The organism is Streptomyces alboflavus, assembly GCF_000716675.1.
GTDB classification, from domain to species: Bacteria; Actinomycetota; Actinomycetes; order Streptomycetales; family Streptomycetaceae; genus Streptomyces; species Streptomyces alboflavus.
The window spans coordinates 85,400-110,385 of record NZ_JNXT01000007.1 but is presented as its reverse complement, the minus strand read 5'-3'; the positions used below and the strand labels follow the sequence as shown (position 1 = coordinate 110,385).

Annotated in this window: 17 protein-coding genes; 7 read left to right on the top strand and 10 right to left on the bottom strand. The window is 72.2% G+C overall.

Features of this window, described 5'->3' with window-relative positions; all coding sequences use genetic code 11:
* The first annotated feature begins 108 nt into the window (after window positions 1-108).
* Window positions 109-1,515: a VWA domain-containing protein gene (locus tag OO63_RS08080; RefSeq protein WP_030357811.1), complete on the top strand. Its 1,407-nt coding sequence runs from the start codon at window positions 109-111 to the stop codon at window positions 1,513-1,515.
* A gap of 271 nt (window positions 1,516-1,786) precedes the next feature.
* On the opposite strand, the gene OO63_RS08075 is transcribed toward OO63_RS08080, so the two are convergent.
* The 3 genes from OO63_RS08075 to OO63_RS08065 form a co-directional block, all read right to left on the bottom strand.
* Complete coding sequence (locus OO63_RS08075; RefSeq protein ID WP_030357812.1) at window positions 1,787-2,680, bottom strand: membrane protein; 894 nt, start codon at window positions 2,678-2,680, stop codon at window positions 1,787-1,789.
* Between the two features lie 245 nt (window positions 2,681-2,925).
* Window positions 2,926-4,197, bottom strand: coding sequence for a metallophosphoesterase (locus OO63_RS08070; protein ID WP_397622148.1), 1,272 nt, complete (start codon window positions 4,195-4,197; stop codon window positions 2,926-2,928).
* Window positions 4,198-4,759: 562 nt separating this feature from the next.
* Window positions 4,760-5,881: a LacI family DNA-binding transcriptional regulator gene (locus tag OO63_RS08065; protein WP_030357814.1), complete on the bottom strand. Its 1,122-nt coding sequence runs from the start codon at window positions 5,879-5,881 to the stop codon at window positions 4,760-4,762.
* A 493-nt stretch (window positions 5,882-6,374) separates the two neighbouring features.
* Here OO63_RS08065 and hisC point away from each other — a divergent pair, with 493 nt between their 5' ends.
* The 6 genes from hisC (at window position 6,375) to OO63_RS08035 (ending at window position 17,253) form a co-directional block, all read left to right on the top strand.
* Window positions 6,375-7,454, top strand: coding sequence for a histidinol-phosphate transaminase (hisC, locus tag OO63_RS08060; protein WP_030357815.1), 1,080 nt, complete (start codon window positions 6,375-6,377; stop codon window positions 7,452-7,454).
* Between the two features lie 304 nt (window positions 7,455-7,758).
* The gene (locus tag OO63_RS08055) at window positions 7,759-9,303 is read left to right on the top strand and encodes a cytochrome ubiquinol oxidase subunit I (protein WP_030357816.1); all 1,545 of its coding nucleotides are present in this window, start codon (window positions 7,759-7,761) and stop codon (window positions 9,301-9,303) included.
* Between the two features lie 14 nt (window positions 9,304-9,317).
* A complete protein-coding gene (gene cydB / locus OO63_RS08050; RefSeq protein WP_030357817.1) occupies window positions 9,318-10,337 on the top strand; it encodes a cytochrome d ubiquinol oxidase subunit II in 1,020 nt (339 codons plus the stop codon).
* 79 nt (window positions 10,338-10,416) lie between these two features.
* Window positions 10,417-14,079, top strand: a complete 3,663-nt coding sequence (cydD, locus tag OO63_RS08045) for a thiol reductant ABC exporter subunit CydD (RefSeq protein WP_199819476.1) — start codon at window positions 10,417-10,419, stop codon at window positions 14,077-14,079.
* Window positions 14,080-14,194: 115 nt separating this feature from the next.
* A complete protein-coding gene (locus OO63_RS08040; RefSeq protein ID WP_030357819.1) occupies window positions 14,195-15,931 on the top strand; it encodes a GAF domain-containing sensor histidine kinase in 1,737 nt (578 codons plus the stop codon).
* Window positions 15,932-16,128: 197 nt separating this feature from the next.
* Window positions 16,129-17,253: a M23 family metallopeptidase gene (locus OO63_RS08035; RefSeq protein ID WP_030357820.1), complete on the top strand. Its 1,125-nt coding sequence runs from the start codon at window positions 16,129-16,131 to the stop codon at window positions 17,251-17,253.
* Here OO63_RS08035 and OO63_RS08030 read toward each other — a convergent pair.
* From OO63_RS08030 to OO63_RS08000, 7 genes are all read right to left on the bottom strand, one after another.
* The gene (locus OO63_RS08030; RefSeq protein WP_051810649.1) at window positions 17,250-18,170 is read right to left on the bottom strand and encodes an HAD hydrolase family protein; all 921 of its coding nucleotides are present in this window, start codon (window positions 18,168-18,170) and stop codon (window positions 17,250-17,252) included. The genes OO63_RS08035 and OO63_RS08030 overlap by 4 nt on opposite strands.
* A gap of 264 nt (window positions 18,171-18,434) precedes the next feature.
* The gene (locus OO63_RS08025; protein ID WP_030357822.1) at window positions 18,435-19,337 is read right to left on the bottom strand and encodes an LLM class flavin-dependent oxidoreductase; all 903 of its coding nucleotides are present in this window, start codon (window positions 19,335-19,337) and stop codon (window positions 18,435-18,437) included.
* A gap of 136 nt (window positions 19,338-19,473) precedes the next feature.
* The gene (locus OO63_RS08020; RefSeq protein WP_030357823.1) at window positions 19,474-19,920 is read right to left on the bottom strand and encodes a hypothetical protein; all 447 of its coding nucleotides are present in this window, start codon (window positions 19,918-19,920) and stop codon (window positions 19,474-19,476) included.
* 233 nt (window positions 19,921-20,153) lie between these two features.
* Complete coding sequence (locus OO63_RS08015; RefSeq protein ID WP_030357824.1) at window positions 20,154-21,116, bottom strand: MerR family transcriptional regulator; 963 nt, start codon at window positions 21,114-21,116, stop codon at window positions 20,154-20,156.
* 137 nt (window positions 21,117-21,253) lie between these two features.
* The gene (locus OO63_RS08010) at window positions 21,254-22,192 is read right to left on the bottom strand and encodes a metal-dependent hydrolase (RefSeq protein WP_030357825.1); all 939 of its coding nucleotides are present in this window, start codon (window positions 22,190-22,192) and stop codon (window positions 21,254-21,256) included.
* 59 nt (window positions 22,193-22,251) lie between these two features.
* Complete coding sequence (locus tag OO63_RS08005) at window positions 22,252-24,033, bottom strand: SDR family oxidoreductase (protein WP_030357826.1); 1,782 nt, start codon at window positions 24,031-24,033, stop codon at window positions 22,252-22,254.
* The gene (locus OO63_RS08000) at window positions 24,030-24,917 is read right to left on the bottom strand and encodes a M24 family metallopeptidase (RefSeq protein ID WP_397622136.1); all 888 of its coding nucleotides are present in this window, start codon (window positions 24,915-24,917) and stop codon (window positions 24,030-24,032) included. Before OO63_RS08000 ends, OO63_RS08005 begins: the two co-directional genes overlap by 4 nt.
* Window positions 24,918-24,986: the final 69 nt, after the last annotated feature.

Below are 24,986 nucleotides of genomic sequence, written 5' to 3'. Positions count from 1 at the left end.
GACGGCAGGCGGTGAGCGGGGGGCGGTGAGCGGGGCGGTGGTCGGTGGCGTGGCGGTGATCGGGGGAAGGCGGTATCCCCGGCCCGTGGAGATCGGCAGACTGGTCGTATGACTGCCAGTTCCTTGAGCAAGGGTGCCAATCTTCCCGTCGGCTCGGCGGCGGTGCGCGCGGAGCTCGCCTGGGGCGAGGGCCCGGGCGGGCCCACCGCCGACGCCTCGGCGCTGCTGCTCACCGCTGCCGGACGCGTGCGTGACGACGCCGACTTCGTGTTCTACAACCAGCCGCGGCACGCGTCCGGCGCCGTGCGGCACCTGGGGAAGCAGAGTGCCGCCGGCGTCACCACGGACACGGTCGAGGTGGATCTGCGGTCCCTGGAGAGCGGCGTCGAACGGGTGTTGCTGTGTGCCTCGGCCGACGGGGGGACGTTCGGGCAGCTCACCGGGCTCACGTTGCGGCTGCTCGACGCCTCGACGGGCGGCGAGTTGGCCCGCTTCGAGATGACCGCCACGTCGGAGACGGCGTTCATAGGTGGCGAGTTGTATCTGCGCGGAGGGCAGTGGAAGTTCCGCGCGGTGGGGCAGGGGTACGACTCCGGGCTCGCCGGGCTCGCCACCGACTTCGGCATCACGGTGGACGAGGAGGAGCCGGCCGCTCCGGCGCAGCCGGTTGCCCCCGTGGCTCCCGCCGCCCCGGCGGCGCCCCCAGCCCCCGTGGCTCCCGCCGCCCCTTCCTCCCCTTCCTCAACTCCCCGCCTCACCAAGGGCGAGGAGCTGCTCCCCGTCGACATGCGCAAGCGCCTCTCGCTGCGCAAGGAGCAGGTGGCCGTCAGCCTGCGCAAGCGCGGGGCGGAAGGGGTCACGGCGCGCGTCATCCTCGTGCTCGACGCCTCCGGGTCCATGTCGTTCCTGTACTCCAAGGGCATCGTGGCCGATGTCGTGGAGCGGATGGCCGCCGTGGCCGCGCAGTTGGACGACGACGGGGAGATGCAGGCCTGGACGTTCGCCTCGCATCCGGCGCGGTTGCCCGATCTGCGGCTCGGGGAGCTGCCGGACTGGCTGAAGTTCCACGTCCGCGTCGGGGAGGTCGGCATCTTCCGCCGGGGCAAGCGGAAGAAGGGCCTGCGGGACGACCAGGTCGACATGCGGGACGTGGGCATCCAGAACGAGGAGCAGCGGGTGATCGCCCAGGTCCGGGCGTACGTACGGGAGAATCCGGCCGCTGCGCCCACGCTGGTGCTCTTCTTCTCTGACGGCGGCGTCTACCGCAACAGCGAGATCGAGCGGGAGCTCAGGGACGCCGTGGAGGAGCCGATCTTCTGGCAGTTCGTGGGGCTCGGCAAGTCCAACTACGGGGTGCTCGAACGGTTCGACACGCTGCCGGGCCGCCGCGTCGACAACGTCGGGTTCTTCGCGGTGGACGACATCAGCACGGTGCCGGATCCGGAGCTGTACGACCGGCTGCTCTCCGAGTTCCCGGACTGGATGAGGGCCGCGAAGCGGGAGGGCATCATCTGAGGAAAGGGAGCTTTGAGGCCAGGGGACGCAGGGGGCACCCACGCGGGGCCGCCTGCGCGGCGCGGGCGGGCCTTCGCGCCGCCGTCCGCCGACAGCGGCGCACCGAAGCCCCACGCCGGGGGCTTCCGGCCCGTGTTCGACCGGCCGGCCGCCGTCGCCGGCCGTCCTCTCCGGCGCCGGTCCTTGACTGACCGACGTCCGGTTCATGTCCCCCGGCGACCGGCCTGATCCAGTCGCCGGGCGGCCTCGCGGAGGGTCCGCGGGGTCCGGGCTACTCCGGTGGATGCTCCGGGCCGCCGTAGTCCGGACTGGAGAAGTCCGGGCTGCTGTAGCTCGGGCGCGTCCCGGTCGTCGAGCCGCCGTCCGGGCTGCTGAATCCTGGCCTGTGATAGCCGAGTTGGGGCATGCGCCCGGCCCCGCCCGCCGAGGACGCGCGGGCCGCGGACGCCGTCTTGGTGTCCGGGGCCGTCAGTGCCTCGCGCAGGAAGGGCAGGATGCCACGCTCCAACAGTGCCTGGCACCAGGCTTCCCTGGCCCGGTCCACCTCTTCGTTCCGCTCATGGTGCGAGCCTGCCTGGAGGGAGGTGGAGCCGTTGCGCAGGGCGGTGATGAGCAGGCCGACCGCGGCGACCAGGATGGCGCCCGCCGTGAGCGCGCCGAACAGCCACCCGGCGGTGAGCAGGGTGTCCGCGAAGGCGGGCTCGGGGTCGAGCATCTTCAGGATGTAGCCGACGAGCAGGAAGATCGCGGCGGCCGTCCCGGCGAGGACGGGCGCGAGCACCGCGAGCACCGCGACCAGTCCGGCGCCCGCGGTTTCGGTGACCTCGCCCATGGTGGTGGCGAGGCCGATTCCGCCGGAGCCGGACTCGGTCGTGCTGGAACTGGAACTGGATCCGTTCCCTTCACGGATCGACGTGGACGATGAGGGTCCGGGGTCGCGCAGTTCCTCACGGACCTTCACGTAGTGGTGATACTCGGTCGCGGCGGCGGCCGTGATCAGTGCGGTGGCGTTGAGAGCCATCGTGCGCAGTTGCTCGGGGTTGAGTCGCTGGCCCACCGCGGCCAGCTCCGGGCGGTTCGGTGCGGTGCGCAGCGCCTCATCGAGGACCCGCTCGTACTGGGGGCGGTCCTCATTGAGCAGGTGTGGAGCGCTGTTCATGTGCATCCCCCGATGCTCCGTAGGGCTTGGGGCTCGCATGGCTACGAGCCGTCGGGCAGAAACGGAGGGGAGCCTGCTACGGATAAGGCGATGGTAGAGCGGTGACGGCACGCGGTGACAGGGGTTATCAAGAATTGGCCTGCTGGCCAGCGAGATCCTGCTAAGGCGGCACGTGCCGCGTGAACGTTCAGTCGTACGGACTCGCATGCGCACGCTTGTGCGAGTCCGTACGCGGGGTGACTCGTGAACGTTCAGTTCTCCAGCGGGAGTTGGCAGACCAGCAGCTTTCCGGCCATGGTCACGCCGCCGTCCATGGCGATGGCCAGGCCGTCGGCGTAGACGTGCGGGCCCTCGATGACGGGGCGGCCGTCGTCGTCGCCGTCGTACTCGGAGCCGACCTCGCCGAGGAGGTACGGGATGGGGCTGTGGCCGTGGACGATGCGGGTGCCGCCGTACATGTCGAGGAGTTCGCGTACGGCCGCGGGGCCGGAGTCGTCGCGGAAGGCGAAGCGCTTGGTGAACTTGCGGAACAGGTCCCAGTATTCGTCGGCGTCGTTGCGGGTCAGCGCCTCGTGGATGGTGTCGTTGACCTCTTCGATGGAGTCGCCGTAGTCGAGGTAGGCGGTGGTGTCGGAGTGCACGAGCAGATGCCCGTCCTCCTCCTCGATGGCGTCGAGGCGGGCCATCCACTGCAGGTGGTGGTCCTCCAGGCGCTCCATGTCGGTCTTCTGGCCACCGTTGAGGAGCCAGGCGGCCTGGAACGTGGCCGTGCCCGCGCCGGAGTTGACCGGGGTGTCGCCGAACTTCTTCGCGCCGATGAGCAGCAGCTCGTGGTTGCCCATGAGGGCCTTGCAGTAGCCGCCCGCCGCGGCGGCCTCGGCGGACAGGCGCATGACCAGGTCGATGACGCCGATGCCGTCGGGCCCGCGGTCGGTGAAGTCGCCGAGGAACCACAGCCGGGTGTTGCCCGCGGCCCAGCGTCCGTCCGCGTCGATCAGGCCTTCGTCGGCGAGGGCGGCGACGAGCTCGTCCAGGTAGCCGTGCACGTCGCCGACGACGTACAGCGGACCCATGCCCTCCGCGTCGGGCGCGGGCGGCGGCTCGGGCATCTCGCGCACCTCGACCTGCACGGTGTCACCGCGGTTGATGATGGGCAGGTCGCGCTCGGTCGGCGTGTAGCCGTCCGGGGCCTCACCGGCGGAGCCGGGGTGCGCGGGCGCGCTCTGCGCCGTGGGGCGCGTGGGGGCGGCGTGTGCCATGGTGTGCGCCGGGCCCGGCTGTTCCACGGGACGGGCGGCCGACGGCTGCGTCTGTACGGGGGCGGGGGCGGCGCCGAGATGCTCCACCGGACCGGCCTGGGCGGGGACGTGAGCGGCGAGGCGGGTGGGTGCGTGGGGGGCGGTGTGTCCGGGGGCGGGGGCCTGTCCGGCGGCGGGAACCTGGCCTACGGCGGCGGCCTGCCCAGCGACGGGAACCTGACCTACGGCGGCGGGCGCCTGCCCGTCGGCGGGAGTCCGACCCACGGCCCTGGACGCCTGCCCGGTGACGGGAGCCTGACCCGCCCCGGGGCCGTGCCCGACCTGCGCCGCCTGCCCCTGTCCGGAAACCGGGGCTTGACGGCCGGCGGGAGCGCCAACGGGGGCCTGCCCGGCGGCCGGAGGCACCTGCCCGGCCCCCCGCTCGCCCGCGGACTCGGCGCCCGCGGCAGCCTCCGCGCCCAGGGACTCCTGGGCCTGGTCGCCCTCCGACACGGCCCGGCCGGTCTCACGGACGCCTTCATAGACGTACGCGGGCACGCGGAAGTCGCGCAGCGTCGCCGTCCGCACCTCGGGTCCCTGACCGGCCCCCTGAGTCATCGACCCCTCCACCACCATCGCGCCGCATCTGCACCGGGATCGGACTGCCTGGTCGCAGTGGCCCGCGGTGTCGTCCGCCCATCATAGGAATGCGGCTGTCTCTGTGTGGTGCACCAGGGGTGGTGAATCGGTGCCGGGCCCCAGTTCACCGAGGTTTTCTCCCGAATTGGCCCGAGGTTTCCCCCTCTTTTCCCGCAGGTCGCGGGCCTCGGGCCGGTCGTCGGGGAGGTCAGCCCTGGCCGGGCGACCGCGGCGGGCTGACCGTCGTACGTGGCGGACGTCGCTCGGACGAGGTGCGCACGATCAGTTCGGTCGGTATCACCTGCTCGATGGGTCGGCCCGCGTCGAGGCCCTCGATGGCGTCGATGAGGAGCTGGACGACGGCGGTGCCGATCCGCCGGGGCTTCAGGGAGAGCGTGGTGATCGGCGGCTCGGTGGTGGCGTAGACGGTCGACTCGCTGCAGCACACGAGCAGCAGGTCGTCCGGTACGCGCAGGCCGTAGCGGCGGGCCGCGGCGAGCAGGTCGGTGCCGTTCGGGTCGAACAGGCCGTACACGGCGTCGGGCCGGTCGGGCCTGGCGAGCAGCCGGTCGGCGGCGACGGCGCCCGCGCACGGGTCGTGCGCGGGGTAGGACTCGTAGACCGGGTCCTGGCCCACGCGCTCGCACCAGCGCAGATAGGCGGTGGTGGAGAGGTGGGTGTAGGTGTCCGTGGTGGTGCCGGTGAGGAGGCCGATGCGGCGCGCCCCGGCGGCCGCGAGGTGTTCGAGGATCTCCAGGACCGCGGCCTCGTGGTCGTTGTCGACCCAGGCCGTGACCGGCAGCGACCCGGCGGGCCGACCGTCGGAGACCACCGGGAGCCCCTGCCGCACCAGCTCGCTGACCACCGGGTCGTGGTCGGAGGGGTCGACGACGACGGTGCCGTCGAGGGCGACGTTCGACCACACGTCGACCGGGCTGCGGCGCGAGGTGGCGGGGAGGATGACCAGGGCGTAGCCCCGGGCGAGGGCGGCGGAGGTCGCGGCTCTCGCCATCTCCGCGAAGTACGCGAATTCCGTGAAGGTGAAAGGTTCATCCCCGTACGTCGTCACGGTGAGGCCGATGAGGCCCGACTTTCCGGTACGGAGTGTTCGGGCCGCGGCCGACGGGCGGTAGCCCAGGCGGTCGGCGACCTCGCGGACATGGCGTCGCGTGGCGTCGGGCAGCCGCCCCTTGCCGTTGAGTGCGTCGGAGACAGTCGTGATCGAGACACCGGCTGCGGCGGCGACGTCTCTGATGCCTGCTCGGCTCTGCCGGTTGCCCCGGCGGGCGGTCTCCGCTCGGCTCACCTGGTGCTTCCCTGCTGCTGTCATGGCGAGCCGATAGTAGGGCTCATGAGGGTGGGTAGTGCGGACGCATATGCACCCGTTGACAGGCACGTTTCTGCATGGCGGAAAACGTTCAATGACCTTCGAAACCAAGGGAGTTGGGCGTTCAGGGAGGTATCGCTCCCTTGTCGTCGCGCAAGGGCCTGCCAAATGGCCGAGGTCTCGAAGAGGTCTCAACTCACCTTCACGGGTGATGCGCGCCACGGAGTGAGCCACCGGCGCGCGCCGCTGCCAGGAGCGCTCCCCCTGTTTCGTGCGCTGCCGCCCCCGGAGACGGCTTCCGGTGTACGTCCCCGGACGTCCCCGGCGGCTGATGCGTACGGCGGCAGGGGGCCCGTGCGGCCGCGGCTCACACCTGTCGCCCCCGGCCCAGGGGTGGCGTCCTGTCCAGTCGGGAGCCGCCACCCCATTCGCAGCGGCGCCGAATCCTCATAAGGTGAGAATCATTGAAGTCCGGATGATCACGAGGAGGACCGCGGTGAGTGAGACGAACCCGAGGCTGCGCGCCGAGCTGGAGGGTATTCCCACCTACAAGCCGGGCAGGCCCGCCGCGGCCGGCGGTCCGGTGGCCTACAAGCTGTCCTCGAACGAGAACCCCTACCCGCCGTTGCCCGGTGTCATGGAGAGCGTGCTCGCCACGGCCGGGAGCTTCAACCGCTACCCCGACATGGCCTGCACCGGCCTGATGAATGAGCTGGCCGACCGCTTCGGCGTGCCCGTCTCGCACATCGCCACCGGCACCGGTTCCGTCGGCGTCGCCCAGCAGCTGATCCAGGCCACCGCGGGTCCGGGCGACGAAGTGATCTACGCGTGGCGCTCCTTCGAGGCGTACCCGATCATCACGCAGGTCAGCGGCGCCACGTCGGTACGGGTGCCGCTGACGTCGGGCGAGGTGCACGACCTGGACGCCATGGCCGCCGCGGTCACCGACCGCACCCGCCTGATCTTCGTCTGCAACCCCAACAACCCCACGGGCACGGTGGTGCGCCGGGCCGAGCTGGAACGCTTCCTCGACCGGGTGCCGGGCGATGTCCTCGTCGTGCTCGACGAGGCGTACCGGGAGTTCATCCGCGATCCCGAGGTGCCGGACGGCATCGAGATCTACCGCGACCGGCCGAACGTCTGCGTGCTGCGTACGTTCTCCAAGGCGTACGGCCTTGCGGGACTGCGGGTCGGCTTCGCGGTCGGCCACGAGCCGGTGGCCGCCGCGCTGCGCAAGACGGCGGTGCCCTTCGGCGTGAGCCAGCTGGCGCAGGACGCGGCGGTGGCCTCGCTGCGCGCCGAGGACGAGCTGATGGGCCGGGTCGGCGCGCTGGTGGGCGAGCGCGCACGCGTGGTCGACGTGCTGCGTGACCAGGGCTGGACGGTCCCGGAGACGCAGGCGAACTTCGTGTGGCTGCGGCTGGACGACCGTACGGTGGACTTCGCGGCGGCGTGCGAGAAGGCGGGTGTGGTCGTGCGGCCGTTCGCGGGCGAGGGGGTTCGGGTCACGATCGGGGAGACCGAGGCCAACGACATCTTCCTGCAGGCGGCGGAGGCGTTCCGTAAGGAGCTCTAGCGCTCCCGGGGCGGGGCGAGGACGTGGGAACTCGCGAGGTGGCGGCTGCCACCTCGCGAGTTCTGTTGTGTGTGGGGCCCTCGTGGGTGCGTGGGTGCGCGGGTGTGGTGCGGTGGCCGGTCGTCGTTCCCTGTGGCCCGTTCCCGTCGGTAAGGGGGACCCCCCTGACGGGCGTCGACCGTACGTGCGACATAATGCTTGTGAATGTGAACGCGTTCACAAGCGTGTCCCAGTTGCTCCAGGGATGTCCCTGACATAAGGGGCACACTGCCGCGTAGACCACGGCACGTAAGGAGAAGTCGACGTGGACCTGGCTCTGGCGCCGGAAACACTGGCGCGATGGCAGTTCGGCATCACCACCGTCTACCACTTCCTCTTCGTCCCCCTGACGATCTCCCTGGCCGCCCTCACGGCGATCCTCGAGACAGCGTGGGTGCGGACGGGCAAGGAGCACTACCTCAGAGCCACCAAGTTCTGGGGCAAGCTGTTCCTGATCAACATCGCGATGGGCGTCGTCACCGGCATCGTGCAGGAGTTCCAGTTCGGCATGAACTGGTCCGACTACTCGCGCTTCGTCGGCGACGTCTTCGGCGCCCCGCTGGCCTTCGAGGCCCTGATCGCCTTCTTCTTCGAGTCGACCTTCATCGGTCTGTGGATCTTCGGCTGGGACAAGCTGCCGAAGAAGCTGCACTGCGCGACGATCTGGATGGTGTCCATCGGCACGATCCTGTCGGCGTACTTCATCATCGCTGCGAACGCCTTTATGCAGCACCCGGTCGGCTACAGGATCACCGAGCGGGACGGCAAGAAGCGCGCCGAGCTCACCGACTTCGCGAAGGTGCTGTTCCAGGAGACGACGCTCGTCAACTTCTTCCACGTCATCGCGGCGACCATCCTGGTCGGCGGCGCCTTCGTGACCGGCATCGCGATCTTCCACCTGCGCAAGAAGCAGCACGTCCGGACCATGCGGATGTCGCTGCGGCTCGGCCTGGTGACCGCGTTCGTCGGCACCCTGCTCACCGTGATCAGCGCGGACACGCTCGGCAAGGTCATGTACGAGCAGCAGCCGATGAAGATGTCGGCCGCCGAGGCCCTGTGGGAGTCCGAGAAACCGGCACCGTTCTCGCTCTTCGCGTACGGCGACGTCGCCAAGGGCCACAACGAGGTCGCCATAGAGATCCCCGGGGTCCTCTCCTTCCTCGCGAAGAACAACTTCAGCGCGGAGATCCCCGGCATCAACGACCTCAACAAGGAAGCCCAGGAGAAGTTCGGCCCCGGCGACTACCGGCCCAACATCCCCACCGCGTACTGGTCCTACCGCTGGATGATCGGCTTCGGCGGCGTCTCGATGGCCCTGTGCACCGCCGGACTCTGGCTCACCAGGCGGAAGTTCTGGCTCGCCCCCGAGCACCACACCGGCGCGGACGACGTACCGAAGCTGATGCTCACCAAGAACAAGGAGCTGGCGCCGAAGCTCGGGATCTGGTGGTGGCGGCTCTCGCAGTGGACGCTGATCTTCCCCCTCATCGGCACCGCCTGGGGCTGGATCTTCACCGAGACGGGCCGCCAGCCCTGGGTCGTCTACGGCGTCCTGAAGACCGAGGACGCGGTCTCCCCCGGTGTCTCGCAGGGTGAGGTCCTCACCTCGCTGATCGTCTTCACGCTGATCTACGCGATCCTCGCCGTCATCGAGGTCAGGCTGCTCCTCAAGTACGTCAGGAAGGGCCCGCCCGAGCTGACCGAGGCCGACCTCAACCCGCCCACCAAGATCGGCGGCCCGCCCGGCGGGGCGAGCGCGGACAGCGACGCCGACGCCGATGCCGACCGGCCCATGGCCTTCTCGTACTAAGGAGCTGGGCGCACATGGAACTGCACGACGTCTGGTTCGTCCTGATCGCCGTCCTGTGGATCGGCTACTTCTTCCTCGAAGGCTTCGACTTCGGGGTGGGTGTCCTCACCAAGCTGCTCGCCCGCGACCGGACCGAGAAGCGTGTTCTGATCAACACCATCGGTCCGGTCTGGGACGGCAACGAGGTGTGGCTGCTCTCGGCGGGCGGCGCGACCTTCGCGGCCTTCCCCGAGTGGTACGCCACGCTGTTCTCCGGCTTCTATCTGCCGCTGCTGCTCATCCTGGTCTGCCTGATCGTGCGCGGTGTCGCCTTCGAGTACCGGGCGAAGCGGCCCGAGGAGCGCTGGCAGACCAACTGGGAACACGCGATCTTCTGGACCTCGCTGCTCCCGGCCCTCCTGTGGGGCGTGGCCTTCGGCAACATCGTGCGCGGCGTGAAGATCGACGCGCAGAAGGAGTACGTGGGCAACTTCTGGGATCTGCTCAACCCGTACTCGATCCTGGGCGGTCTGGTCACGCTCACGCTGTTCACCTTCCACGGCGCGGTGTTCACGGCGCTGAAGACGGTGGGCGACATCCGGATGCGGGCCCGGAAGCTGGCGCTCACCCTGGGGCTGCTCACGGCGGTGCTCGCGCTCGGCTTCCTCGGCTGGACCCAGGTCGACAACGGCGACGGCACGAGCCTGGCCGCGATGATCGTGGCGGTGGTGGCCCTGGTCTCGGCCATCGTGGCGATCCAACTCGGGCGCGAGGGATGGTCATTCGCCTTCTCGGGACTGACCATCATCGCCGCCGTGGCGATGCTCTTCCTGACGCTCTTCCCGAACGTCATGCCGTCGTCGCTGAACGAGGACTGGAGCCTCACGGTCACCAACGCCTCGTCCACGCCCTACACCTTGAAGATCATGACGTGGTGCGCGGGCATCGCGACCCCGGTCGTGCTGCTCTACCAGTCGTGGACCTACTGGGTGTTCCGCAAGCGCATCGGCACGCAGCACATCGCGCCGGACCTTCCGGCCGACACCGCGCACTGAGCCCGCCCGTGCACCGGGCCTCTCCGGGTACGGAGCCAACTCTCCGTACACCCACGCTCCTTGGGAGGGTGTGTTTCACGTGAAACCGATCGACCCGCGTCTGCTCCGGTACGCCCGCTCCACCCGTTTCTTCCTGGCCGCGGTGGTGGTCCTCGGCCTGGCCGGGGCGGGGCTGGTCGTCGCCCAGGCCATGCTGATCGCCGAGATCGTGGTGGGCGGCTTCCAGCACGGCTACGGCGTCGGTGCGGTGAGGACACCGCTGGCCCTGCTCGTGGCCGTGGCCGTGGGCCGGGCGGCGGTGTCGTGGCTGACCGAACTCGCCGCGCACCGGGCGAGCGCGGCGGTCAAGTCGGAGCTGCGGGGGCGGCTCCTGGAGCGGGCGGGGGAGCTGGGCCCGGGGTGGTTGAGCGGTCAGCGGACGGGGTCCCTGATCACCCTGGCCACGCGGGGCGTGGACGCGCTCGACGACTACTTCTCGCGCTATCTGCCGCAGTTGGGGCTCGCCGTGGTGGTCCCGGCGGCCGTGCTGCTCCGGGTGGTCACCGAGGACTGGGTGTCCGCGGCGATCATCGTGGGCACGCTGCCGCTCATCCCGATCTTCATGATGCTGATCGGCTGGGCCACCCAGGCCCGTATGGACCGCCAGTGGCAACTGCTCTCCCGGCTGTCCGGACACTTCCTGGACGTGGTCGCGGGACTGCCGACGCTGAAGGTGTTCGGCCGGGCCAAGGCACAGGCCGAGTCGATCCGGAAGATCACCGGGGAGTACCGGCGGGCGACGATGCGGACGCTGCGCATCGCGTTCCTGTCGTCGTTCGCCCTGGAACTGCTCGCGACGATCTCGGTGGCGCTGGTCGCCGTCACCATCGGCATGCGGCTCGTCCACGGGAACATGGAGCTGTACGACGGCCTGGTGATCCTGATTCTCGCGCCCGAGGCGTATCTGCCGCTGCGGCAGGTCGGCGCGCGGTATCACGCGGCGGTCGAGGGAGTGGCCGCGGCGGAGGAGATCTTCGCCGTCCTTGAGGCGCCGGTCCCGGCCGGGGGTACGGGAGTTGTGCCCGCGGGCGGTGCGGTCGGCGTGGCGGTGGACGGGGTGACTGTCCGGTACTCGGGGCGGGCGGCCGACGCTGTCCGTGGGGTGTCGTTCGCGGTCGAGCCCGGGGAGACGGTGGCCCTGGTGGGGCCCAGCGGGTCGGGCAAGTCGACCCTCCTGAACGTGCTGTTGGGCTTTGTGCGGCCCACCGCGGGACGCGCCCTCGTCGGGGGCGCCGACCTCGCCGACGTGTCCCTCGACGGGTGGCGCGAGCGGGTCGCCTGGGTGCCGCAGCGGCCGCACCTGTTCGCCGGGACCATCGCCGAGAACGTGCGCCTTGCCCGCCCGGGAGCGGCGGACGCGGACGTCGTGGAGGCGCTGCGGGCCGCGGGCGCCGGGGAGTTCGTGGCCGGGCTGCCCCGGGGCGTCGAGACCGTCCTGGGGGAGGACGGGGCCGGGCTCTCCGCCGGGCAGCGGCAACGGATCGCGCTGGCCCGGGCGTTCCTGGCCGACCGGCCCGTGGTGCTCCTGGACGAGCCGACCGCCGCGCTGGACGGGGAGACCGAGGCGGGCATCGTCGAGGCGGTGCGGAGGCTGGCCGTGGGCCGGACCGTGGTGATGGTGGTCCACCGGCCCGCGTTGCTGGGGGTCGCCGACCGGGTGGTCCGGGTGGATGCCGTGGTGGGCGGGGCTGACGACGGCGGCGACGGCAACGGTGGTGGTGGGCTCGGCAGTCGTGCGGGCGGCGGGGTCGAGCTGAGTGGCCGCGCGGGCCCCGGGGCGGGGAGCGGTGGCCGTGAGGGCCGCGCCGACCGTGACGGCGGCGGTGCGGGATCCGCTTCCGTGGGCGGCGACTTGCTCGGTCAGGCCGTCTCTCTCGGAGAACGGGCGGGCGCGAGGGAGGGTTCCCGTCGACAGGGCGAGGATCTGGCCCGGGTGCGGGCGGCGGCGCGGCAGCGCAAGGGCAGGCTGGCGCTCGCCCTGCTCCTCGGGAGCCTCGCCGTCGGCAGTGCCGTGGGGCTCATGGCCACCTCCGGGTGGCTGATCTCGCGGGCCTCCGAACAGCCCCCGGTGATGTACCTGATGATCGCCGTCACGGCGACCCGCGCCTTCGGCATCGGACGGGCCGTCTTCCGGTACGCCGAGCGCCTGGTGTCGCACGACGCGGTGCTGCGGATGCTGGCCGACACCAGGGTCGCGGTGTTCCGGCGCCTGGAACGCCTCGCCCCCGCGGGCCTGCGGACGACCCGGCGCGGCGACCTGCTGTCCCGCCTCGTCGCCGACGTGGACGCCCTCCAGGACTACTGGCTGCGCTGGCTGCTGCCCGCAGGCGCCGCGGCTGCCGTCGGCCTGGGATCCGTCGGCTTCACCGCGTGGCTGCTCCCGGAGGCCGGCGCCGTCCTCGCCGTGGGCCTGCTGGCCGCCGGGGTGGGCGTGCCCCTGGTGAGCGGCGCCGTCGCCCGTCGCGCGGAGCGCAGGCTGGCCCCCGCGCGCGGGGTGCTCGCCACGAGGGTCGCCGACCTGCTCACGGGGACGGCGGAGCTGACGGTCGCGGGCGCCCTGCGCCGGCGTACCGACCGGGCGAAGGAAGCCGACGCCGAGCTGACCCGGATCGCCTCCCGGACGGCGGCCGCCACCGCGCTCGGCGACGGGCTCACCGCGCTGGCCACCGGTCTCACCGTGGCCGCCGCGGCCCTCGTCGGCGTCCAGGGCCTGCACGACGGACGGCTCAGCGGCGTCGCGCTCGCCGTGGTCGTCCTCACCCCGCTCGCCGCGTTCGAGGCCGTCCTCGGGCTGCCGCTCGCCGTGCAGTACCGCCAGCGCGTCCGCAAGAGCGCCGAGCGGGTCCACGAGATCCTCGACGCCCCCGAACCCGTCTGTGACCCTGCCGACCCCGCACAGGCCCCGCGGACGCCCTTCCCGCTGCGCCTGGACGCGCTGCGGGCCCGCCACGAAGGCCAGGAGCGGGACGCGCTCGCGGACGTCTCCCTCACCCTGGAGCGCGGCCGCCGCGTCGCCGTGGTCGGCCCTTCCGGGTCCGGCAAGACCACGCTCGCCCAGGTCCTGCTGCGCTTCCTGGGCACGTCCGAGGGGACGTACACACTGGGCGGCACCGACGTGACGGCGCTCGACGGCGACACCGTGCGCCGCTTCGTCGGCCTGTGCGCCCAGGACGCCCACGTCTTCGACAGCTCCGTGCGCGAGAACCTGCTGCTCGCCCGCAAGGACGCGAGCGACGACGAGCTGTACGCGGCACTCGGGCGGGCCCGGCTCGACGGCTGGGTGGCCTCCCTGCCCGACGGGCTCGACACGCTCGTCGGCGAACACGGGGCACGCCTCTCCGGAGGCCAGCGGCAGCGCCTCGCGCTCGCCCGCGCCCTGCTCGCCGACTTCCCCGTCCTCGTACTCGACGAGCCCGCCGAACACCTCGACCTGCCGACCGCCGACGCCCTCACCGCCGACCTGCTCGCGGCCACGGAGGGCCGGACGACGCTGCTCATCACGCACCGGCTCGCCGGGCTCGACGCGGTGGACGAGGTGCTCGTCCTGGACGAGGGGCGGGTCGCGCAGCGCGGGGCGTACGCGGAGCTGGTGGCCGTGGACGGGCCGCTGCGGCGGATGCGGGAGCGGGAGTCGGCGGGGGACGCGCTGGCCGGGGTCGGGGCCGGGCCCGGGGCCGGTGTCGAGGTCGCGGTCGGGAGCTGACGGTGAGCGTGACGGCCTCGGTGGGCGGGTGACGCCGATGGCCGCCATCCGCCGGGGCCAGGAGCCGGTGAAGGTTCGACTTTCCACGGCAAATCGGACTAACTACGCTCAAGGCATGTCCGTCCCCCCGGCGCCCGCCCCCACCCCGCCTCCCGAAGGCAGCCCGGACCCGGCGGAGGTCGCGGGCCAGGCGACCCGCAGCCTCCAGGGTCTTTCCACCGAGCTGACCGCACGCGTACCGCAGCTCCTGGAGGCGATGCGTTCCGTCGGCACCGGTCTGGAACTGCATACGACCCTGGACCGCATCTGCGAGACCGCGGCCGAGCTCACGGACGCCCGCTACGCGGCCATCGGCGTCGTCTCCGAAGACGGCGACGGGCTCGCCGACTTCGTCTACACCGGCATCGACGAGGCCGCCGCGGCCCGCATCGGCCGCCTCCCCGACGGACACCGCGGGCTGCTCGGCGCGCTCATCCACCAGCCGGAGACGCTGCGCCTCGCCGACCTGGCGTCCGACCCGCGCTCCTGCGGCTTTCCCGCCCACCACCCGCCGATGCGGGGCTTCCTGGGGGTGCCGATCCGCGTCCAGGGGGAGATCTTCGGCAACCTCTACCTCACGGAGAAGCGCGACGGCGGCGAGTTCAACGACTACGACGTGCACATGGTGCGCGTCCTCGCCACGGAGGCGGGCATCGCGATCGGCAACGCGCGCCTGTACGAGGCCGCCAAGCAGCGCGAGCGGTGGATCGACGGCTCCGTGGCGGTCACCACGGCGCTGCTGTCCGGCTCCGACGCGGAGGACGCCCTCGCGGTGGTCGCGGAGCAGGCGCGCCATCTGGCCGACTCGGCGGCGGGCATCGTGCTGCTGCCCGACGAGGAGGGCGGCATGGAGATCGTCGCGGTCTCCTCGGACCGGCCCAGCGGGGCGCTCGGCGTGGTGGTGCCTCCGGAGAGCCGCATCATCGCCGACCTGCTCGACGGCCGGGCCGTGTTCATCGACGACGCGGCCACCGACCCGCGCATCATGACCGACCTCGCGCGCGGCTACGGGCCCGCCATGATGCTGCCCCTGCAGAGCGACGGCCGGGTCCTCGGGACGCTCGTCACGCCCCGCGAGCGGGGGGCACGCCCCTTCACCGAGGCCGAGCGGACCCTGGCCGCCCAGTTCGCCTCGCAGGCCGCCCTCGCGCTGATGATGGCCGAGGCGCAGCGCGACCGGGAGCGCCTCGCCGTCTACGAGGACCGCGACCGGATCGCCCGCGATCTGCACGACCTCGTCATCCAGCGGCTCTTCGCCACCGGGATGATGTTGGAGAGCGCCCAGCGGCGGTCCGTCGTGCCGGAGGTGCAGCAGGGCGTCGGCCAGGCCGTCGACGAGCTGGACGTGACGATCCAGGAGATCCGTACGGCCATCTTCGCGCTCCAGCAGGGGCCCGCCGAGGCGCCCGCGGGCCTGCGCACACGCGTCCTGCGCGAGATCAACATGGCGGCCGTGCCGCTCGGCTTCAAGCCCTCCCACCACTTCGTGGGCCCCGTCGACACGGTCGTCGGGGAACTCACCGGCAAGAACCTCATCGCCGCGCTCCGCGAGGCCCTCTCGAACGCCTTCCGGCACGCGGCGGCCGCCCGCATCGACGTCGTCGTCGACGCCACGCTGGTCCTGCCGGACGGGGCGCGGGGCGTGCGCCTGACCGTCGCGGACGACGGCGTCGGCATCACGGAGGGCGGCCGCCGCAGCGGCCTGAAGAACCTCAAACGGCGCGCGGAGTCCCTGGGGGGCGCCAGTTGGTACGGGCCGGGCATCGGGGACGACGGGGGCGGGACGACGGTGGTGTGGCAGGCGCCGTACTGACGTGGGGGCGTGTTCCCGAGGGAGCTTCCGGAGGGTGCTCCGGGGGTGACCGCCGACGGCCCGCGCGGATGCCCGGCGCGCGTGGCGTGCGATGCGCCCCTGTTCGGCGGTACCGCGTGCCCCGTACGGGTCACCGGGTCCCCCGCGCGCAGGAGTTCCCCAGGCGCCGCGCGCCCGTGCGGGCAACGATCCGGGACATGCGTCCGCTGCCCTGCCGCCCCCTCGTCGCACCGGTTCTGCCGGTCCTGCTCTGCGCGCTCGTCGCTCTCGGCGTGCCCGGAGCGGCGGCCGCCGACGGACCCGACGGAAGCGGCGGGAGCGCCGAGAACACCGGGAGCGCCGGGAGCGCCGGGAGCGCCGGCAGTGGAGGGCACGGCGGGCCGAGCGCCAGCATGGAGGTGGCACGCCTCTACGTAGAGGCCCAGTCGGCCACCGCGCGCTACGAGGCCGGGCGCCGGGCGGCCGCAGTGCAGCGCGCCCGCGTCAAGCACCTGGAGCGGCTGCTCGCCAAGGAGCGGTACGAAGTCTCCGTGCTGCACGAGGACCTGGGCCGGATGGCCACCGCCCAGTACCGCACCGGCGGCGGCCTGCCGCTCACCGCGCGCCTCCTGCTCGCGGACAACCCCGACGAACTGCTGCGCGGCAGGCGCGTCGTCGGGCAGGCGGACCTCGCCGTCACCAACACCGTCGCCCGGACCCAGCGGGCCGCGGCCAGGCTCGCCACGGCCCGGCGGTCCGCCACCCGCGCCCGGGACGTGCTCGACCGCCGTGAGGCGCGCCTCGCCCGGCTGAAGCGGGACATCGAGGCGAAGCTGGAGTCGGCGCGGTGGACCCTCCAGGAGGAGGCCGACGCGTCGGCCGCGGCGGGCCGGTGCCGGGGCGCCGTCCGGCTCGCGCAGCCGGAATCGTCGTCTACGCGCGCGTGGGTGACGCCCGTGGAGTCGTACGAGCTGTCCGCGGGCTTCGACAGCGCGGGCGCGCGCTGGGCGGCACGGCACACCGGGCAGGACTTCGCCGTCGCCATCGGCGCCCCGGTGCGGTCGGTGGGCGCCGGGCGGGTGGTGCGGGTGGCGTGCGGCGGCGGCTTCGGCGTGGAGGTCGTGGTGCGGCACGAGGACGGCTCGTACACGCAGTACGCGCACTTGGCGTCCGTCGCCGTCGACCAGGGGGAGCGGGTGCGCACCGGCCAGTGGGTCGGCCAGGCGGGCACCACCGGCAACTCGACCGGCCCGCATCTGCACTTCGAGACCCGGGTGACGCCGGACCTGGGCTCGGGGGTGGATCCGGTGGGGTGGCTCGCGGAGCGCGGGGTGGGGCTCTAGCGGGTGCTGTCGCCGGGGCTGGGGGTGGGGCTCTGGCGGGTGTTCTCGCCGGAGCGGGCGGCCAGTATTCGCTCGATGACCACGGCCACGCCGTCCTCGTTGTTGGCGACCGTGCGGCCCGAGGCCGCCGCGATCACGTCCGCGTGGGCGTTGCCCATGGCGTACGAGACACCGGCCCAGGTGAGCATCTCGATGTCGTTCGGCATGTCTCCGAAGGCGACGACTTCCTCGTGGCTGATACCGCGCTCCGCGCAGCACAGGGCGAGGGTGCTGGCCTTGGAGACGCCGGGGCCGCTGATCTCCAGGAGCGCGGTGGGGCTGGACCGGGTGATCTCCACGCGGTTGCCCACGGCCACCCGGGCCAGGGTCAGGAACGCGTCCGGCGAGAGGTCGGGGTGGTGGGCGAGGACCTTGAGGACGGGCTGGTCGGCGCTGTCGGACCCGTCCCTGAGGAGCTTCTCGGCGGGCGCGACGCTGACCGCGGGGTCCAGGTGCAGCGGCGGGTAGGACGGTTCGTGGTGCACCCCGCCGGTCCGCTCGATCGCGAAGGACGTGCCGGGCGCCGCCGCGCGCAGGATGCCGATCACGTCCAGGGCGACGGCCGGGTCGAGCTCCCGCACCATCACGAAGCGGTGGCTGCCGGGGCCGCCGTGCAGGTCGACCACCGCGGCGCCGTTCCCGCAGATGGCCAGGCCGTGGCCGTGCATGTGGTCGCTGACGACGTCCATCCAGCGGGCCGGGCGCCCGGTCACGAAGAAGACCTCGATCCCGGCGGCCTCGGCGGCGGCGAGCGCGGCGACGGTGCGCTCCGAGACGGACTTGTCGTCGCGCAGCAGCGTGCCGTCCAGGTCCGTGGCGATCAGCCGGGGCGGAACGGCGGGGGCCGGCACGTGGGGCCGCGGGGTGGTTGGGGTCACGTACGCGATTGTCCCGCATATGCGCGCACGGGTGTGTGGCGGGGCGCACATCTGAGTACGTCTCACACCCGTGCGCCCCTGCCGCACCTCCGGCCCACCGGCGGCCGGAGGCGTCGGCGGCGCACGGCGGAATCGGGCGAGCCTCGCGTCAGAGCCGACGGAGCCGGTGCCGAACCCTCCGCCGAATCCTCCACCGAGCCCTCCGCCGAGCCCTCCGCCGAACCCTTCGCCGAGCCCTCCGCCGAATCCGGCCGACTGCGCGCGTCAGAGCTGCGCGAGCGCCTCGGTCGCGATGCGCTCGAAGACCTTCTCGTCCGCGCCGAAGTCCGTGCCGGGCAGCGGCCAGTGCAGGACGATCTCGTCGAAGCCGAGCGCGGCGTGCTTGCCCGCGAAGTCGACGAAGGCGTCGAAGGAGTCCAGCGGGCGGTCCGGCGTGAAGCCGGTGAGCAGCACCTTGTCCAGCTCCTCGACGTCGCGGCCGACGTCCGCGCAGGCCTTGCCGAGCTTGTCGAACTGGCCGCGGATGGCTTCGAGGGACTGCTCGGGGGTGCCCGTCGCGGAGATCTTCGGGTCGCCGGTCGTCACCCACGCCTGCCCGTGCCGCGCGGCGAGCCGCAGGCCGCGGGGTCCGGTGGCGGCCACGGCGAACGGCAGCCGGGGGCGCTGCACACAGCCCGGGATGTTCCGCGCCTCGTACGCCGCGTACCGCTCGCCCTCGTACGTCACCGAGTCCTCGGTGAGCAGCCGGTCGAGCAGCGGCAGGAACTCACCGAAGTGGTCCGCGCGTTCCCGGGGCGTCCAGGGCTCCTCGTCGGCGCGGCGGAGCGTGGCGGCGTCGAAGCCGTTGCCGCCCGCGCCGATGCCGAGCGTGATCCGGCCGTTCGACACGTCGTCGAGGGTGATCAGCTCCTTGGCGAGCGTCACCGGGTGCCGGAAGTTCGGCGAGGTCACGAGCGTGCCCAGGCGGATCCGCCCGGTCGCCTCCGCGGCGGCCGTCAGGGTCGGCAGCGCGCCGAACCAGGGCCCGTCGCGGAACGTCCGCCAGGAGAGGTGGTCATAGGTGTACGCGGTGTGGAAACCGAGGTCCTCCGCGCGCTGCCAGCGCTCCTTGCCCCCCTCGTGCCAGCGGCGGACGGGCAGGATGACGGTGCTCAGGCGCAGACTCATGTCTTCGAGCGTACGACCGTCCGGAGGATCGCCTTCTCCCTGTGGCCGGGTGCCCGCGCGGTCCGCTTCGCCCGGGCGGGCCCGTCGGGGGCCGTGACACCGCTCCTGCCGGGGCTTTCGCGCGGCGGGCGAGCGCTCAGCGGACCCGGGCGTTCAGCCAGGGCGTGAGCGAGATCATGGGGATCAGTTCCTTGTACGTCTCGTCGCCGGGCAGCGGTACGACCAGCCAGTAGCCGGGCGGGAAGCGGCGCCCCCTGACGTACGCGAGGCCGCCCAGGACGGACCGTACGAACGCGGGCACCGAGTCGCGCGGGATGTCGTGGCACTCGACGCCCTCGACCTCGATCAGCGCGTCGTCGTCGGGGTAGAGGCGCACGGAGAGCCGCGGGGAGCCGCCGAACTCCACGAACGCCTCGTGCGGCAGCGAGCCGTCCGGGTCCGTCGCCACCTCGAAGCCCGCGGCGGTACGCCGGGAGGTCCGGTCGGCGCCTATGTCGTGCGTGACCTCGATCTCCCGCTCGTGCTCACGCGCTATCGCGCGCAGCGCGCCGACGGCGGCCTCGGTGCTGTGCAGGTGCTCCATGTCTTCCGATCATGCCTGGTCGGCGGCGGGGACGCGCCCGCTCCGCGCATTGGTTCGGCGGCGCGGTCGGCGGCGCGGCGAGCGGCACGGTCGCGTTTCTCGGCGTGCTCGCCCGTTCTCCGCGCACTCGATTTCTCGCCACCGACTTTTCATCGACGAATTTTCACCCACAGGTTTGATCCACAACCAAGTCCGGTTATCCACAGGCTCGTTGACGATTCTGTGGACAACTCTCAGGCAGATGGCGGCTTTTGGGTAACTTGGGCCTGTTTGCGGTCAATTGAGGAAAGTCTGTCCAATGTGCGGCTGTGGACTTCCCGTTCGGCCGCCGCCGCGATGAACTCCGCCGCGTGCTCGCGCCCAACCAGCTCCTGAACAGCGCGCATTGTGTCGCCGGGCAGGCCCACGTACGCGGGCTCGTCGCCCGCTCGGAGGGGCTCCTCGGCGACGAGGTGGCGGCGCAGGTTCCGGGTGGCCAACATGCGCATCGCGCGCGCCAGTTCGGCGTCGACCGACTTCTGCGCCAGCGGGCGGAGGCGGCGGATCAGCGAGGCGGCCTCGGCCGCGTCGGCCTCGGTCGGCTGATGATCGCCGAGATAGCGCGCGAAGACGTACTCGTTGGTGAACTCCAGGAAACGGGCCGCGATGTGCTCGACCTGCCCCCTCAACTCCCGCAGATGGCTGGAGATCGCTGACAGCGGCACCCCGGCCGCGTGCAACTCGGCGGCCACCGCCAGCTCTTGCGGGCTCGGCACCAGGAACTCGTCGTCGTTCCCCGGCAGCGGTTCAAGGACGCCGAGCGCGACCGCGTCCGCCACCGCCGCCGGGTCCGGGACACCGCCGAACGCCTCGATCAGCTCGGCCCGCGTGATCCGGTCGGCCTTCTCGTCCGTCCAGGGCCCGTCGACCTCCGCGACCAGGCCGAGCACCCCGCCGAGGCCGCGGCCCGCGTCCCAGGCCTCCAGGAGCTCCTTGATGGAGGCGAGGGTGTACCCCCGGTCGAGCAGGTCGGCGATCTGGCGCAGCCGGGCCAGATGCGCGTCCCCGTACACATTGGACCGGCCGCGCCGCTCCGGCCGGGGCAGCAGGCCGCGGTCCTGATAGGCGCGGATGGTGCGGACCGTGGCCCCGCTGTGGTGGGCGAGGTCCTCTATGCGGTACTCCACGCGGGGCTCACTCGGGGCGGGAGCCGACACCAGGGGCGCCTCTGTCCCGCCCTCGGCTTCCGTGCCCTCTCCCGCGGCCTCCGCGCCCTCTTCGGACCACCGCTCCGTGCGCGACCTCGTGGCCGACCCGTCCTCCACCACGCTTCCGCCCCTCCCGACGCTCCGTACTAGGCGATGGCCGCGCGGCCCGCCACCGCCGCCGCGGTCCGCGCCGCGGGCGACTGCGCCAGATAGTCGACGGCCTTGCGCAGCGAGCCCTCCTGCGACGGATGGTACGACCGCCGCAGGTAGCGGGGCACGGCCGCGCCGAGCTTCCGCATGGAGGGCAGCAGGCCCTTGTCGACCGCCCTGTTGTACGCCCGGGGGGTCAGCCGGGGCCGCCCCGCCGCGCCGGCTGTCCCCGACGTTCCCCTCGCCCTCGCGAAGCGAGGATCGTGGCGGAGCAGATAGGCGCTGCCCCAGATCCACAGGTAGAGCATCACGGGTGCCGTGACCGCCATCGCCGCGACCCGGCGTGCGTACCGGGGCGCGCCCGTGCCGCCGCAGTGCTGGTACATGTCGAACGCGACCGCGCGGTGCTCCACCTCCTCCGCGCCGTGCCAGCGCAGCAGGTCGAGCATGACGTCGTCCGCCCCGGCCCGGTCGAGCCCGTCGGCGGCGAGCACCCAGTCCCCGAGCACCGCCGTGAACTGCTCGATGGCGGCCACCACCGCGAGCCGGAACCGCAGCCACTCCTGCGTCGACACCAGCGGCCCGAGCGGCGTCCTCTCCCCGAGGAGCCGCTCGAAGAGGAAGTCGACGTACTTCGTGAAGTCGGCCGTGTCCAGGCGCTGCGCCGCCAGGTGGTCGAGCACGTGCGCGTGCTGCACGCTGTGCGTCGCCTCCTGCCCCATGAAGCCCTTGACGTCCTTGCGGAGCACGGGGTCGGTGACCAGCGGCAGGCCTTCCTTGAAGACCTTCACGAACCACCGCTCCCCCGCCGGGAGCAGCAGGTGCAGGACGTTGATGACATGCGTGGCGACGGGCTCGTCCGGGATCCAGTCCAGCGAGGTCTCGTCCCAGTCGAACGAGACCCGGCGCGGCACGATGGCGTAGTGCTCTTCCAGGGCCTGTTCGCGGTGCTCTTCCCGATGCGCTCGCCGGTTGTCCTCCGGCTTCTTCGTGCTCACAGCGGTGGCTCCAATCGGGCTATCGCGCGCAGGGCCTTGGGCGTGAAGCGGGACATGAGGTGGGCGCCGCGCGCCTCCGGGGTGACGGGGACGACGGCCTGATTGCGCACGACGGCACGCAGGACGGCGTCGGCGACCTTCTCCGGGGGGTAGTTCCGCAGGCCGTAGAGGCGGGCGGACTTCTTCTGGCGGCGCTTCTCCTCGTCGGCGGAGACCCCGGCGAAGCGGGCGGTCGACGTGATGTTCGTGTTCACGAAGCCCGGGCAGATCGCCGAGACGCCGATGCCCTGCCCGGCCAGCTCCGCGCGCAGGCACTCGCTGAGCATGAGGACGGCGGCCTTCGACGTGCTGTACGCCGGCAGGGCCCTGGAGGGCTGATAGGCAGCCGCCGACGCGGTGTTGACGATGTGCCCGCCCTGGCCGCGCTCGGCCATCTGCCTGCCGAACAGACGGCAGCCGTGGATCACGCCCCACAGGTTGACGTCGAGGACCTTCTTCCAGTCCTCGGAGCTGGTGTCGAGGAAGGATCCGGACAGCCCGATGCCCGCGTTGTTCACCAGGACGTCCACGACGCCGTACTCCGTGGCGACCTTCTCGGCCAGCTTCTCCATGGCCTGCTCGTCGCTGACGTCGACCGTCTCCGCCCAGGCCGCGGGGGCGCCCACGAGCCGGGACAGCTCCGCCGTGCGCGCCGCGCCCTCCGCGTCCCGGTCGACGGCGATCACCTTCGCGCCCGCCTCGGCGAACGCGAACGCCGTGGCCCGCCCGATGCCGCTGCCCGCGCCCGTGACCAGGACGAGCTGGCCCGCGAACCGGTCGGCGTGCTTGCCGGGCGCCGGGGCCGCCGCGCTCGCCAGGGCCGAGGGACCGCCGTCCTCATGGGCCGTGACGAACTCCGTGATCCACGCGGTGAGCTGGTCCGGGCGGGTGCGTGGCACCCAGTGCTTCGCGGGGAGGGTGCGCCGGGTCAGCTGCGGGGCCCACGACTCCAGGTCGTCGTACAGCTTCTGGGAGAGGAAGATGTCACCGGAGGGGACGATGAGCTGCACCGGCGCGTGGGCGTAGGCGTCCGCGCGGGGCCTGCGCAGCCGGGCCCGGACGTTGTCGCGGTAGAGCCAGGCGCCGTGCGCGGCGTCCGACGGCAGCGACAGCGTGGGATAGCCGTCGGCGGGGACCTTCTCCAGGCGCTGGAGGATCTTCGGCCAGCGCTTGCCGAGCGGGCCGCGCCAGGCCAGCTCGGGCAGGACGGGGGTGTGCAGCATGTACACGTACCAGGACTTGGCGCCCTGGCCTGCGAGTTGGGCGGCGCGGCGCGGGGTCGGCCGCGTCATGCGCTTCTTGATCCAGTGCCCGAAGTGGTCCAGGGAAGGACCCGACATCGAGCTGAAGGACGCGATCCGCCCCTGTGTGCGCTCGACCGTCACGAACTCCCAGGACTGCACCGAGCCCCAGTCGTGGCCCACCAGGTGCACCGGCTTGTCCGGGCTGACCGCGTCCGCGACGGCGAGGAAGTCGTCGGTGAGCTTCTCCAGCGTGAAACCGCCGCGCAGCGGCTTCGGCGCCGTCGACCTGCCGTGCCCGCGCACGTCGTAGAGCACGACGTGGAAGCGGTCCGCGAGGCGTGTGGCCACCTCGGACCACACCTCCTTGGAGTCCGGATAGCCGTGCACGAGCAGCACCGTGGGCCGGCCTGTGTCCCCCAGCTCGGCGACGCACAGCTCCACTCCGCCCGTACGCACCCAGCGCTCACGCGCACCCAAGAGATCCACGGTCGTCATGCGGCAGCCCTTTCCTCGGCCCAGCGCCGCACGTGCGGCAGATCGTCGTCCAGCCAGAAGGCGCTCTGCTCGGGGTCCTTGGAGTCGGTGACGACCAGGATCTCCTCGAACTTCGCGCCCGTGCCGCGGAATCCCAGATGCGGCTCGACCGCCCACAGGCCCGGCTGCGGCGGGTGGTCGGAGAACTTGTACGGCGACCACAGGGGGGACCAGCCGTCCCGGTGGCCGTGCAGCGCGTCGCTCGCGAGGCCCTTCAGGGACTGCGTGCCGAACCCGAAGACATGCGGGGAGAAGCGGCGCTCCTTGACCCGGTCGACCTTGTGCGCGATGACGCCGAAGGGATACGCGCGATGGCGGTTGGCGTACCCCTGGCGGACCATGAGCCGGTCCACGTTCTCGTAGATCTCGCGCAGCGGGCGGCGCTCGCGGACCTCGCGCAGGATCAGCTCGCGGTGCGCCTCCAGGTCCGCGAGCAGCTTGTCGTGCACGGGGTTGAGGCCCAGACAGCCGGAGTACCCGATGTCGGCCGTGCAGCCCTGGAACACCGGGGCCATGTCGAGGATGAAGGGCATCCCCGGCTCCAGCCTGCGGTTGGTCGGGAAGAACTGCAGGGGTATCCGGAAGTTCGTGAACGCCGTGCGGTCGCCGAACCAGGCGAACGGCAGGTGGAACCAGTCCCGCACCCCCCGCTCGCGCAGCCAGTCCCGCTGCATCCGCGCCGCCTCGCGCTCCGTCACCCCCGGCTTCAGCTGGGCGGCGACGGCCTCCGCGCACGCGTACGCGAGGGCCTGCACCTGACGGAACCCCCGCAGCTCCGCGGGGAGTTCACCCTTCACTGCCGCGCTCGCGGTCGAGCCCACCGCCGAGGTCATGGCTGAGGTCATGCCACCGTCCGTCCGTCGTGTCCGCGGGCGCCGTGCCGCTCGCGCCCGCGCTCCGTCGTCTCCGTACGC

What these genes read in the sequence shown, in the direction of transcription:
- OO63_RS08080 (WP_030357811.1), top strand. Translation starts at nt 109, where the DNA reads ATGACTGCCAGTTCCTTGAGCAAGGGTGCCAATCTTCCCGTCGGCTCG.
- OO63_RS08075 (WP_030357812.1), bottom strand. Translation starts at nt 2,680, where the DNA reads ATGCACATGAACAGCGCTCCACACCTGCTCAATGAGGACCGCCCCCAG.
- OO63_RS08065 (WP_030357814.1), bottom strand. Translation starts at nt 5,881, where the DNA reads ATGACAGCAGCAGGGAAGCACCAGGTGAGCCGAGCGGAGACCGCCCGC.
- cydB (WP_030357817.1), top strand. Translation starts at nt 9,318, where the DNA reads ATGGAACTGCACGACGTCTGGTTCGTCCTGATCGCCGTCCTGTGGATC.
- OO63_RS08040 (WP_030357819.1), top strand. Translation starts at nt 14,195, where the DNA reads ATGTCCGTCCCCCCGGCGCCCGCCCCCACCCCGCCTCCCGAAGGCAGC.
- OO63_RS08035 (WP_030357820.1), top strand. Translation starts at nt 16,129, where the DNA reads ATGCGTCCGCTGCCCTGCCGCCCCCTCGTCGCACCGGTTCTGCCGGTC.
- OO63_RS08025 (WP_030357822.1), bottom strand. Translation starts at nt 19,337, where the DNA reads ATGAGTCTGCGCCTGAGCACCGTCATCCTGCCCGTCCGCCGCTGGCAC.
- OO63_RS08020 (WP_030357823.1), bottom strand. Translation starts at nt 19,920, where the DNA reads ATGGAGCACCTGCACAGCACCGAGGCCGCCGTCGGCGCGCTGCGCGCG.
- OO63_RS08005 (WP_030357826.1), bottom strand. Translation starts at nt 24,033, where the DNA reads ATGACGACCGTGGATCTCTTGGGTGCGCGTGAGCGCTGGGTGCGTACG.
- OO63_RS08000 (WP_397622136.1), bottom strand. Translation starts at nt 24,917, where the DNA reads ATGACCTCAGCCATGACCTCGGCGGTGGGCTCGACCGCGAGCGCGGCA.